This window comes from Pseudomonas sp. GLN_2 (genome assembly GCF_043106005.1).
Classification (GTDB): Bacteria; Pseudomonadota; Gammaproteobacteria; order Pseudomonadales; family Pseudomonadaceae; genus Aquipseudomonas; species Aquipseudomonas alloputida.
The window spans coordinates 69,461-82,171 of record NZ_JBICMC010000002.1 but is presented as its reverse complement, the minus strand read 5'-3'; the positions used below and the strand labels follow the sequence as shown (position 1 = coordinate 82,171).

Below are 12,711 nucleotides of genomic sequence, written 5' to 3'. Positions count from 1 at the left end.
GGCTGCGATTGCCAGGTTGCGCTGTTGCACATTGAGACGGTGTGAGACGGTGGTGAAACAGTGGCTGTTCGGCCTCTTTGCGGGCCCTGTCTCAACATGAAACACCCTGTCGCGAAATGGCACGCTGCAAATGGCCATCCCGGCTCCTGGCCAAGCCCCGAAAACCGCTTAAAGGGTTGAAAGGAAACGCTTTTACCCTAACTGGCACAGTTCCTGTATCACAACCGTCACATGCACACCTGCTGTACCAAAGCGTGCGAAAACGATAAGAACAACAACCGTGGAGGTCTGACCTTGAAGACGACTCGACTCCGGCGGCATGCGGGCAAACTGGCGCTGGTCGCCGCCGCGCTGCTGAGCACCCAGGCCATGGCGGCCGAGCAGGGCCCGAGCCTGTTGCAGAACAAGTGCATGGGGTGCCATATCCCCGAAGGCAACGACACCTATAGCCGCATCAGCCACCAGCGCAAGACGCCGGAAGGCTGGCTGATGAGCATCGCCCGCATGCAGGTGATGCATGGCCTTCAGATCAGCGACGACGACCGTCGCACGCTGGTCAAATACCTGGCCGACAAACAGGGCCTGGCGCCCAGCGAAACCGATGGCGTGCGTTACGCCATGGAGCGTCGCCTCAATACCGTCGAGCACTTCGACACCCAGCTCAGCGAGACCTGTGGCCGTTGCCACTCGGGTGCCCGTGTCGCCTTGCAACGGCGCCCGGCCAAGGAGTGGGAACACTTGGTCCACTTTCACCTTGGCCAATGGCCGTCCCTTGAATACCAGGCCCAGGCGCGTGACCGCGACTGGCTGCCGATCGCCCTGCAGCAAGTGGTGCCGGACCTTGCCAAGCGCTTCCCAATGGACAGCGCGGCCTGGGACGAATGGCAGAAGGCCAAACCCAAGGCGGACGTACTGCCGGGGCAGTGGGCATTCAGCGGTCATATGTTGGCCAAGGGCGATGTACGTGGGGTGATGAGCGTCACGGCCGGAGAGGGCGATACCTTCAAGGTCGAGGTCAAGGGCGCTTACGCCGACGGGACACCGTTCAACGGCAGCGGCTCGGCCATCCTGTACAACGGTTATGAATGGCGGGGCAATGTGAAGGTGGGCGATGCCAACCTGCGCCAGGTGTTCGCCGCACTGGATGGCGAAATGAAAGGCCGTATGTTCGAAGCCGATCACGATGAGCGCGGCCTGGACTTCAGCGCCGTAAAAGAAGGCAAGGCGCAGTTGCTGGCGGTACAACCGGCGTTCATCAAAGCCGGAGGCGAAAGCGAAATCACCCTGGTTGGCAGCGGCCTGACTGGCAAGCCGGACCTGGGCGCCGGGGTGGAAGTGACCCAAGTGCTGGAGCAGACCCCGACCCTGGTAAGGGTCAAGGCCCGTGCCGCGGCCGATGCCAGGCCAGGGCTGCGCGAGGTGGCGGTAGGTGCGCTCAAGGGCGTGAACCTGGCGGTTTACGACAAGGTCGACGAAGTGAAGGTCGTGCCGGCGTTCTCCATCGCACGCATTGGCGAGAACGGCGCCTCCGTGCCAAAGGTGCAGGGGCGTTTCGAGGCCGAAGCCTGGGGCAAGGATGCCAATGGCCAGCCGCTGCGTATCGGCTACCTGCCGGCCAGCTGGAAAGTCGAGCCGTTCAACGAGCGTGCTGTCGAGGATGAAGACGTCAAGTTCGCCGGGCAGATGCAGGCCGACGGTGTGTTCGTGCCAGGCGGTGCCGGGCCCAACCCTGAGCGCAAGATGATGACCAACAACGCCGGTAACCTGAAGGTCATCGCCACTCTGGCCGACGGTGGCCAGACCGGCGAAGGGCACATGATCGTCACCGTACAGCGCTGGAACAACCCGCCGCTGCCGTAACGGCAGGCTGCAACGGTTTTCCAACGGATCGATTATCGGGAGGTCGCCATGGGCGTACTACTGAACCTGGTCGAACGCAACCTGCACGAAGTACAGGTTGATGCCGACCGCATGCTGTTCCATATCCCCAGCAGTTCGCTGTTCACCGCTGACGCGGTGACCGGCGGCATCATCGACACCTTGCGCCAGCAAGGCTGCTCGGCCGAGGAGCTGATGCAGCGCCTTGGCCAGCAGTTTGCCGGCGAGGATATCCAGGACACCCTGCGCGAGCTGATCGCGCTGGAGCTGGTCAGCGACGGCTCGCCGCTGACCCCGGAAATCGCCCTCAGGCAAGTCGAGCGCACCGCACTTAACACCGTGGTGCTCAACGTCAACACCGGTTGCAACCTCAGCTGCACCTATTGCTACAAGGAAGACCTGGACAAGCCTTCCGCCGGCAAGAAGATGAGTACCGCCACCGCCGAAGCCTCGGTGGAGATGCTGCTCAAGGAATCACCCAACGAGCAGCGCTACAGCGTGGTGTTCTTCGGCGGCGAACCGCTGTCCAACCGGCCGTTGATCGAGCACATGGTGGCTTACTGCGAGCGGCGGTTCGCCGAGGCGGGCAAGCAGGTGGAGTTCATCATGACCACCAATGCTACCTTGCTGACCGAAGAAATCATCGATTGGCTCAACGCCCACCGCTTTGGCCTGTCGATCAGCATCGATGGCCCCAAGACCGTGCACGACCGCAACCGTATCACCGTGGGCGGGCAGGGCACCTATGACGTGGTGCGGCGCAAGGCCGACCTGCTGCTGTCGCGCTACACCAGCCGGCCAGTGGGGGCGCGGGTTACGCTGACCCGTGGCATTACCGACGTTGAAACCATTTGGAACCACCTGTTCAACGAAATGGGTTTCGCCGAGGTCGGCTTTGCCCCGGTTACCTCTGGCGACATGGCCGACTTCAACCTCACTGGCGACGAGCTGGTGCAAGTCTTCGCCAACATGAAGGCACTCGGCCGGCGCTACCTGGAGGCGGCACTGGAGCACCGCAACATCGGGTTCTCCAACCTGCATCAGTTGATCACCGACATCCACGAAGGCCACAAGAAGGCCCTGCCGTGTGGCGCCGGGTTGAAGATGCTGGCAGTGGACCACGAAGGTGAGTTGAACCTGTGCCACCGCTTCACCGGCTCCAGCCTGCCCACCTTCGGTAACGTGCACCAGGGCGTGAAGCAGGCGCAGCTCAACGACTTCCTGTCGCAGCGCCTGGACCGCAGCAACACCGGCTGTGAAAGCTGTCGCATCCGCAACCTGTGCTCCGGCGGCTGCTATCACGAAAGCTATGCGCGCTACGGCGACCCGCAGCACCCGACGTATCACTACTGCGAGCTGATGCGCGACTGGGTGGACTTCGGCATTGAAGTCTACAGCCGCATCATGGCCGCCAACCCGGCCTTCATCGATCGCTACATCACCCCGCGGAAGGCGCACTGACATGAAGCACTTGAAGCCCCTGAACAACAAGGCGCGCATCCTGGAGCAGGCCGCCGCCGAAGACCGTGTCGAAGAAGTGATGGCAATGAGCGCGGTGGCCGGCTGCACGGCCACTACCGACCCCGGTTGGGAGGTGGACGCCTTTGGCGGCGTGAGCTCGCTGTGCCAGCCGATGGAGGCCGACCTTTATGGTTGTTCCGACCCTTGCTGGTGGCCGGCCCAGGTGCCGGACATGATGGGCACCTACCAGGACTGGAACGCCCAGGCGACCAACTCGGCAGAGGACTGGCGCAACCTCGGCACCGTGTTCCCGAAAGACAAGTGACGGCCCAACAAGAATGACAAGGGGAAACCGCATGAAAGCTGGACGCTGCGCGCCATTGGCGCTCACCATCGCCGCCATGGCTTGCGCCGGGCTGGCACAGGCCGACGACACTGGCCCGGCACTGAAGGCTGGCCACGAATACATGATCGTGACCAACTACCCGAACAACCTGCATGTGGTCGATGTGGCCAGTGATACGGTCTACAAGAGCTGCCGGATGCCGGACAAGTTCGGCCCTGGCACCGCAATGATGGCGCCGGACAACCGCACCGCCTACGTGCTCAACAACCATTACGGCGACATCTACGGCATCGACCTGGACACTTGCAAGAACACCTTCCACGCCAACCTGTCCAGCGTAGCCGGTGAAGTCGGCCGGTCGATCTATTCGTTCGCCATCAGCCCAGACGGCAAAGAGGTGTATGCCACGGTCAACCCGACCCAGAGGCTGAACGACCATTACGTGGTCAAGCCACCCCGGCTGGAGGTGTTCAGCACCGCCGATGGCCTTCAGGCCAAGCCCGTACGCAGCTTCCCGATGCCGCGCCAGGTGTACCTGATGCGCGCCTCCGACGATGGCAGCCTGTACGTTGCCGGGCCGGACATTTACAAGATGGACGTGAAGACCGGCAAATACTCGGTAGCCCTGCCGCTGCGCAACTGGAACCGCAAAGGCTACAGCGCCCCGGATGTGCTGTACTTCTGGCCGCACCAGAGCCCGCGCCATGAGTTCACCATGCTGTACACCATTGCCAAGTTCAAGGATGACAAGCAGGACCCGGCCACCGCCGAACCGCTGTATGGCTACCTGAGCATCGACCTGAAGACCGGCAAGACCCACACCCAGGAGTTCGCCGACCTGACCGAGCTGTACTTCACCGGCCTGCGCTCGCCCAAAGACCCGAACCAGATCTACGGCGTGCTCAACCGCCTGGCCAAGTACGACATCAAACAGCGCAAACTGATCAAGGCGGCTAATCTGGAGCACACCTACTACTGCGTGACGTTCGACAAGAAGGGCGACAAGCTTTACCTGGGCGGCACCTTCAATGACCTGGCGGTGTTCAACCCGGATACGCTGGAAAAGGTAAAGAACATCAAGTTGCCGGGTGGTGACATGTCTACCACGACGCCGCAGGTGTTCGTTCGCTAAACCGGTGTGTGCTTCTTCGCGGGTAAACCTACAAAGGGCGGCGCCACATTTGAGGCCGGTGGAGGATTTTGTAGGAGCGGGTTCACCCGCGAAGAAGCCAGCACAGAAAACACAAGAACAACAAGAGAACGCCCATGCCCCAGCCAAGCTACACCCAGGGCAACCAGGACAAGCTCCTGCTGACCCAATGCATCGGCGACGCCTTCGACGCCACCGTGGCCCGCTTCCCCGAGCGTGAGGCGCTGGTGGTTCACCATCAGGCCCTGCGCTACACGTGGCGGCAACTGGCCGACGCCGTCGACCAGCACGCCCGCGCGCTGATGGCCCTGGGCGTGCAGCCCGGTGACCGTCTTGGCATCTGGGCACCCAACTGCGCCGAGTGGTGCATTACCCAGTTCGCCAGCGCCAAGGTGGGCGCGATCCTGGTCAACATCAACCCGGCGTACCGTTCCAGCGAACTGGACTACGCCCTTGGCCAGTCCGGCTGCCGCTGGGTGATCTGTGCCGATGCGTTCAAGACCTCCGATTACCACGCCATGCTGCAGGGCCTGGTCCCGGGCCTGGCCAACGGCCAACCGGGTGCGTTGATCTGCGAGCGGTTCCCAGAACTGCGTGGCGTGGTCAGCCTGGCGCTGTCGCCACCGCCGGGGTTTCTGGCCTGGCACGCATTGCAGGCCCGTGCCGAGGCCGTCAGCGGCAAGGCCCTGGCCGCGCGCCAGGCACAACTGCGTTGCGACGACCCGATCAACATCCAGTACACCTCAGGCACCACCGGTTTCCCCAAGGGAGCCACCCTTAGCCACAGCAATATCCTCAACAACGGGTACATGGTCGGTGAAAGCCTGGGCCTTACCGAGCACGATCGGCTGGTGGTGCCGGTGCCGCTGTATCACTGCTTCGGCATGGTCATGGCCAACCTTGGCTGCATGACCCACGGCAGCGCACTGATTTACCCCAGCGATGCCTTCGACCCGCTGGCCACGCTGCGCGCAGTGGCGCAGGAAAAAGCCACTGCGTTGTATGGCGTGCCGACCATGTTCATTGCTGAACTGGACCATCCGCAGCGTGGTGAATTCGACCTGTCGAGCCTGCGCACCGGGATCATGGCCGGCGCGACCTGCCCGATCGAGGTGATGCGCCGGGTGATTGGCGAGATGCACATGGCCGAAGTGCAGATTGCCTATGGCATGACCGAGACCAGCCCGGTGTCCTTGCAGACCGGTGCCGCTGACGACCTGGAGCGTCGCGTGACCAGCGTCGGTCGCACCCAGCCCCGGCTGGAGAGCAAGGTGGTGGACGCCGAAGGCAACACGGTCCCGCGTGGCGAGATCGGCGAACTGTGCACCCGCGGCTACAGCGTGATGCTGGGTTACTGGAACAACCCCAAAGCCACCGCCGAGAGCATCGACGCAGAGGGCTGGATGCACACCGGCGACCTGGCGGTGATGGACGAGCAGGGCTATGTGCGTATTGTCGGACGTAGCAAGGACATGATCATTCGCGGCGGCGAGAACATTTATCCGCGCGAGCTGGAGGAGTTCTTCTTCACCCATCCGGCGGTGGCCGATGTGCAGGTGATTGGCGTGCCGTGCAGCAAGTACGGTGAAGAGATCGTGGCCTGGGTGCGGCTGCACCCGGGGCATGCTGTCAGTGAGGAAGCGTTGCGTGAGTGGGCGAGGGCGAGGATTGCGCACTTCAAGGTGCCCAGGTACTTCCGTTTTGTCGACGCGTTTCCGATGACGGTTACGGGCAAGGTGCAGAAGTTCCGGATGCGCGAGATCAGTATCGAAGAGCTGTCTGCCAGATGACCTTATCCCTGGCCATTCACCGTCGCAGTCGCCACCGTATTCGCGGGTAAACCCGCTCCTACGCAGCTCGGTGGTGGACACACATCGGGGGTTGGACACAGGCCGTCGTGTAGGAGCCGGTTCACCCGCGAAAGGGCCGGCCCTGCTGGCCAGTGAACTACCTGTGTTAATGGTGTCATGCCCTCAGTCCTGCAGCCGTTCCGGGCTGTTGAAGTTGCTTAGCCGGCGATCACTCTCGGCGCACTCCAGCCCTTGCACCGCCTCGCGCAGCAAGGCCTTCTGCAAACTTCGCTCACCCGCTGCCCAGGCCTGTTCCAGCACCGGCAACACCCGCTTGGGCAGTACGCTGAACATCGGCTGCCAAAAACCACCCTGACGCACCATTGCCGCGCTGTTACCGGCCACTGCCAGCCGCAGCAGGCCCTCGATCAATTCGCGATCAACCAGCGGCGCATCGCAAGCCAGCACCACCACCCACCCATGACGTGCCACCCTGAGCCCGGCAATCACCCCCGCCAGCGGCCCGGGGAAGTCGGCTTCTGCATCGCCCACCAACCGGTCGGCGTATGCCCGGTAAGCCGCCTGGTTGCGATTGCAGGAAATGACCAGGTCATCGCTCAGTGACCGCACCGCTCGATGAACATGTGCAATCAACGGCTCGCCTTGCCAGTCCACCAGGCCCTTGTCACGGCCGCCCATGCGCTGGCCGCGGCCACCGGCGAGAATGAGTATGGAGCAGGGGGGGCGTGCGTCAGGCATGAAAAAGGGTTCCGGGCAGTCATTGCCGGGAACCCTCCCATTTCACGCGGGGCTTGTCCAGTCAGCTTTCGCGGGGCACGGGGTGCCCGTCGCTGTCATGCGCCTGGCGTGGCCCGGACAGGCGCATCACCACCACGAAGAACACCGGCACGAATACCACCGCCAGGGTGGCGCTGAGCATGCCGCCGATCACCCCGGTGCCAATCGCCTGCTGGCTGGCAGAGCTTGCGCCGCTGGCGATGGCCAGGGGCACCACGCCGAGGATGAACGCCAGCGACGTCATCACGATCGGCCGCAGGCGCAGGCGGGCCGCTTGCACGGCGGCGTCGACGGCGTCCACGCCCTGGTCTACCAGATGCTTGGCGAACTCGATGATCAGGATGGCGTTCTTCGCCGACAGGCCGATCAGCGTGATCAGGCCAACCTTGAAGAACACGTCGTTGGGCATGCCGCGCAAGGTCACCGCCAGCACCGCACCGAGCACGCCGAGCGGAACGACCAGCAGCACCGCAGTCGGGATCGACCAGCTTTCGTACAGCGCAGCCAGGCACAGGAACACCACCAGCAGCGACAGCGCCATCAGCAGGGGGGCCTGGCTACCGGACAGCCGCTCCTGCAATGACAGGCCGGTCCATTCCAGGCCGGTACCGGCCGGTAGCTGCGCCACCAGCCGCTCGACTTCGGCCATGGCTTCGCCCGAGCTGTAGCCGGCGGCTGGCTCGCCAGAGATCGACACCGCCGGGTAACCGTTGTAGCGGGTCAGTTGCACCGGGCCGCTGACCCACCTGGCTTGAACGAATGCAGCCAGTGGCACCATCTTGCCGCTGTCGTTGCGCACGTGAATGTTCAGCAAGTCCTCGACCTGGCTGCGCTGGTCACCTTCGGCCTGCACCACCACCCGCTGCATACGGCCCTGGTTGGGGAAATCGTTGACGTAGCTGGAGCCCACTGCCACGTCCAGCACCGTGCCGATATCGGCAAACGACACGCCCAGTGCATTAGCCTGGCGGCGGTCGATTTCCAGTTGCACCTGCGGGCTTTCCGCCAGCGAGGCTTCGCGCACGTTGGTCAGCACCTTGCTTTTGCTGGCGCTTTCGAGCAACTGGTCACGGGCTGCCATCAGCTCGGCGTGGCCCATGGCGCCGCGGTCCTGAAGGCGAAATTCGAAACCGGTCGACTCACCGAGGCCGTCGATGGGCGGCGGCAGTACCGAATAGGCAATCGCGTCCTTGAGCTGGGTGAAGGCCATGGTCGCGCGGTCGGCGATCGACTGGGCGCTGTCGTCGGCGCCGCGCTCGGACCAGTCCTTGAGGGTGGTGAAGGCCAGCGCCGCGTTCTGCCCGCTACCGGAGAAGCTGAAGCCGAGGATCAAGGTGGTGTTGCCCACGCCCGGTTCTTCGGCGTTGTGCGCCTCGATCTGCGCGGCTACCTGTTCGGTGCGCATGCGGCTGGCGCCCGGCGGCAGCTGAATGTCGGTGATGGTGTAGCCTTGGTCTTCGGTAGGCAGGAACGCCGTAGGCAGCTGGCTGAAACCGTAGCCCAGCACCGCCAGCAGCACCGCGTACACCAGCAGGTAGCGGCCGCTGCGCTTGAGCGCCTGCACCACCCAGCGCTGGTAGCCGTTGCTCATGCGTTCGAAGCGGCGATTGAACCAGCCGAAAAAGCCTTTGCGTTCATGGTGCTCGCCCTTGGCCACGGGCTTGAGCAGGGTGGCGCACAATGCCGGGGTCAGGCTGAGGGCGAGAAACGCCGAGAACAGGATCGACACCGCCATCGACAGCGAGAACTGCTGGTAGATCACCCCCACCGAGCCTTGCATGAAGGCCATGGGCAGGAATACCGCCACCAGCACCAGCGTGATGCCGACGATTGCACCGCTGATCTGGCCCATGGCCTTGCGCGTGGCTTGCTTGGGCGGCAAGCCTTCTTCGGCCATGATGCGTTCGACGTTCTCCACCACCACAATGGCATCGTCGACCAGAATGCCGATGGCCAGTACCATGCCGAACAGTGTCAGCACATTGACCGAGAAGCCCATGGCCAGCATCACGGCGAAGGTGCCCATCAATGCCACTGGCACGACCAAGGTCGGGATCAGCGTGTAGCGCAGGTTCTGCAGGAACAGGAACATGACTGCGAACACCAGCAGCATGGCCTCGAACAGGGTGTTGATGACCTGCTCGATCGACACCTTGACGAACGGCGAGGTGTCGTAGGGGATGTCGTACTTGACGCCTTCCGGGAAGTAGCGCGCCAGGTCCTGCATCTTCGCCCGTACCAGGGTAGCGGTTTCCATGGCGTTGGCGCCGGGTGACAACTGCACGCTGAAGGCCGTGGCCGGTTTGCCGTTCAGGCGCGTGCCGTACTGGTATTCCTGGGCGCCGATTTCAACCCGGGCGACATCCCCGATGGTGACCGTGGAGCCGTCCGGGTTGGCACGCAGGACAATGGCAGCAAACGCTTCGGGGCTGCTCAACTGGCCTTTGACCACCACGTTGGCAGTGATTTCCTGGGTGCTGCGGCTGGGCAGATCGCCGATGCTGCCAGGGGCGACCTGGGCGTTCTGCGCGGCGATGGCTTCGGCCACATCGTTGGGCGTGAGGTTGAAGCCGATGAGCTTGCGCGGGTCGATCCAGATGCGCATGGCCCGTTCGGAGCCATACAACTGGGCCTTGCCGACGCCCTTGAGGCGGCGGATTTCGTCCATCACGTTACGTGCAAGGATGTCCGACAGCGCGGTTTCATCGAGTTTGCCGTCTTCGGAGGTGAGGGTCGCCAACAGCAGGAAGCCGGTGGACACTTTCTCCACCTGCAGGCCCTGCTGGGTGACCGGGCGCGGCAGGCGCGACTCGACCACTTTCAGGCGGTTCTGCACGTCGACCTGGGCCAGGTCCGGGTGGGTGCCCGGGGCGAAGGTGGCGGTGATGGTGGCGCTGCCCAGGCTGCTCTGCGATTCGAAGTACAACAAGTTGTCGGCGCCATTGAGCTCTTGCTCGATCAGGCTGACCACGCTTTCGTCCATGGTCGCCGCCGAGGCGCCCGGGTACACGGCGTAGATTTCCACCTGCGGCGGTGCCACGTTGGGGTACTGGGCGACCGGCAGCTGCGGGATGGCCAGCGCGCCGGCCAGCAGGATGAACAGTGCGACCACCCAGGCGAATACCGGGCGATCGATGAAGAATTGCGGCATGAATCAGGCCCTCACTGGCCGGTATGCTGTGCGATGGGTGGGGCAGCGGGCGTGTTGTCGACCTGCACCTGGTCACCGGCCTTGACGTGCTGCAGGCCCTCGACCACCACCCGCTCACCGGCCGCCAGGCCCTCGCTGACGATCCAGCGGTCACCCTGGGCGCTGCCCAGTACAACCTGGCGGTCGCTGACCCGGGCGTGCTGGTCTACCACCAGCACCTTGGGCACACCGGCGCTGTCGCGCAGGATGGCGCGTTGCGGCACGCTCAGGCCCTTGGGTTGCACCGCTTGCTCCAGGCGTACCCGCACGTAGCTGCCTGGCAGCAGGTCGAGGTCCGGGTTGGGGAACTCGCTGCGCAGGGTGATCTGGTTGGTGCTGGGGTCGACGCTGATGTCGGAGAACAGCAGCTTGCCCGGCAGCGGGTAGGCGCTGCCGTCATCCTGAATCAGCGTGGCGCGTGCCTGGCCGTCGCCCACCTGCTGCAATTCGCCAGCGCGCAGGGCGCGGCGCAGCGCGTTGAGCTCACGGGTAGACTGGGTGACATCGGCATGGATCGGGTCCAGCTGCTGGATGGTCGCCAGCGGGGTGGTTTCGTTTTGCCCGACCAGCGCGCCTTCGGTGACCTGGGCGCGGCCGATACGACCGGAGATCGGCGCGGTCACGGTGGCATAGCCGAGGTTCAGCCGGGCGCGCTCCAGCGCGGCCCTGGCTTCGGCCACTTCGGCATCGGCCTGCAGGAAACTGGCCTTGGCGTTGTCGTATTCCTGGCGGCTGACGGCTCTGTCGTCGACCAGCTCGCGGTAGCGCTGCTCTTGCAGGCGCGCCTGGTACCGGGTGGCCTCGGCCTTGGCCAGCGTGGCGCGGGCGCTGTCGTGGTCGGCCTTGAACGGTGCCGGGTCGATCAGGAACAGGACATCACCCTGCTTGACGTCGCTGCCTTCGCGGTACACCCGCTTGAGCACCACGCCTGCGACTCGCGCACGCACTTCGGCGGTGCGTGGCGCGAGGATACGGCCGCTGAGTTCGCTGCTGATGGCCAGTGGCTGCAGTTGCAGGGTTTCCACGCGCACTTGCGCAGTGGGGGCCTGGTCGTCTGGCTCGGCGCTGTCGCTGCAGCCGGCCAGGGACAGGCTCAGCAATGCCATGAGCGCCAACGGGCGCAGGCACGGGGAGAGGGTAGTAGGCATGCGGATCTTCCGATGATGACCGTGTATATGCTAAGGCAGACGCTGCCTGGGCGGCTGTTAATACCTGTAGGGCGAGTGTGAAAAAGTGTGAAGAATGATCCTGTCGAGTGGTTGGGTTCTATATTCTGCATGGGCCTGTGCTGGCCTCTTCGCGGGTGAACCCGCTCCTGCGGGGACCTGCAGGAGCGGGTTTACCCGCAAAGTGCTCGCCACAGGCTTACTTCAACCCAGACGCCCAAGCACCTATGCCGAATATTTTCCTGGTCGAAGACGACAGCGCCCTGTCCGAGCTGATCGCCAGCTACCTGCAACGCAACGACTTCCATGTCCAGGTGATCGCCCGGGGCGATCATGTACTGGACGAGTACCGTCGGCAAAGGCCTGACCTGGTCATCCTTGACCTGATGCTGCCGGGCATCGATGGCCTGCAGCTGTGCCGGCTGCTGCGCCAGGAGTCGCAGACCCTGCCAATCCTCATGCTGACGGCCCGCGACGACAGCCATGACCAGGTGCTTGGCCTGGAAATGGGGGCCGACGACTACGTGACCAAACCCTGTGAGCCACGCGTGCTGCTGGCCCGCGTGCGCACGCTGCTGCGCCGCAGCAGTGTCAACGAACCGCGCCTGGACAACGACCTGATCCTGATTGGTGGCCTGCGCATCGACCTGGCCGAGCGCACGGTGAGTTGGCGCGGCGAGGAGGTGGAACTGTCCAGCGGCGAGTACAACCTGCTGGTGGTGCTGGCGCGCAATGCCGGTGAGGTGATGAACCGCGACCGTATCCTGCAACAGCTGCGTGGCATCGAGTTCAATGGCACCGATCGCTCCGTTGACGTGGCCATTTCCAAACTGCGGCGCAAGTTCGACGACAACGCCGGCGAAGCGCGCAAGATCAAGACCGTGTGGGGCAAGGGCTACCTGTTCAGCCGTGTCGAGTGGGAGTGCTGACGG

General features: G+C 63.9%; 9 protein-coding genes. 6 read left to right on the top strand and 3 right to left on the bottom strand.

Going from position 1 to position 12,711, the window contains the following annotated elements; genetic code table 11:
• Positions 1 to 294: 294 nt before the first annotated feature.
• The 5 genes from peaA (at position 295) to ACF8Q6_RS00425 (ending at position 6,625) form a co-directional block, all read left to right on the top strand.
• Positions 295 to 1,860: a quinohemoprotein amine dehydrogenase subunit alpha gene (gene peaA / locus ACF8Q6_RS00445; protein WP_392494495.1), complete on the top strand. Its 1,566-nt coding sequence runs from the start codon at positions 295 to 297 to the stop codon at positions 1,858 to 1,860.
• A 48-nt stretch (positions 1,861 to 1,908) separates the two neighbouring features.
• Positions 1,909 to 3,339, top strand: coding sequence for a quinohemoprotein amine dehydrogenase maturation protein (gene peaB, locus ACF8Q6_RS00440; RefSeq protein ID WP_121783617.1), 1,431 nt, complete (start codon positions 1,909 to 1,911; stop codon positions 3,337 to 3,339).
• A 1-nt stretch (position 3,340) separates the two neighbouring features.
• Positions 3,341 to 3,664, top strand: coding sequence for a quinohemoprotein amine dehydrogenase subunit gamma (qhpC, locus tag ACF8Q6_RS00435; RefSeq protein WP_392494494.1), 324 nt, complete (start codon positions 3,341 to 3,343; stop codon positions 3,662 to 3,664).
• 31 nt (positions 3,665 to 3,695) lie between these two features.
• Complete coding sequence (peaD, locus tag ACF8Q6_RS00430; protein ID WP_221100453.1) at positions 3,696 to 4,817, top strand: quinohemoprotein amine dehydrogenase subunit beta; 1,122 nt, start codon at positions 3,696 to 3,698, stop codon at positions 4,815 to 4,817.
• A gap of 134 nt (positions 4,818 to 4,951) precedes the next feature.
• Complete coding sequence (locus ACF8Q6_RS00425; RefSeq protein ID WP_392494492.1) at positions 4,952 to 6,625, top strand: fatty acid CoA ligase family protein; 1,674 nt, start codon at positions 4,952 to 4,954, stop codon at positions 6,623 to 6,625.
• Positions 6,626 to 6,808: 183 nt separating this feature from the next.
• Here the strand turns inward: ACF8Q6_RS00425 and mobA are convergent, their stop codons facing one another.
• The 3 genes from mobA to ACF8Q6_RS00410 form a co-directional block, all read right to left on the bottom strand.
• Entirely contained in the window at positions 6,809 to 7,384 is a 576-nt protein-coding gene (mobA, locus tag ACF8Q6_RS00420; RefSeq protein ID WP_392494490.1) for a molybdenum cofactor guanylyltransferase MobA, read from the bottom strand.
• A gap of 61 nt (positions 7,385 to 7,445) precedes the next feature.
• Complete coding sequence (locus tag ACF8Q6_RS00415; protein ID WP_392494488.1) at positions 7,446 to 10,574, bottom strand: multidrug efflux RND transporter permease subunit; 3,129 nt, start codon at positions 10,572 to 10,574, stop codon at positions 7,446 to 7,448.
• Between the two features lie 11 nt (positions 10,575 to 10,585).
• Positions 10,586 to 11,761, bottom strand: a complete 1,176-nt coding sequence (locus tag ACF8Q6_RS00410; protein WP_392494486.1) for an efflux RND transporter periplasmic adaptor subunit — start codon at positions 11,759 to 11,761, stop codon at positions 10,586 to 10,588.
• A gap of 245 nt (positions 11,762 to 12,006) precedes the next feature.
• On the opposite strand from ACF8Q6_RS00410, the gene ACF8Q6_RS00405 reads away from it, so the two are divergent.
• Positions 12,007 to 12,708: a response regulator transcription factor gene (locus ACF8Q6_RS00405; RefSeq protein ID WP_019437505.1), complete on the top strand. Its 702-nt coding sequence runs from the start codon at positions 12,007 to 12,009 to the stop codon at positions 12,706 to 12,708.
• The last annotated feature ends 3 nt before the right edge of the window (positions 12,709 to 12,711 follow it).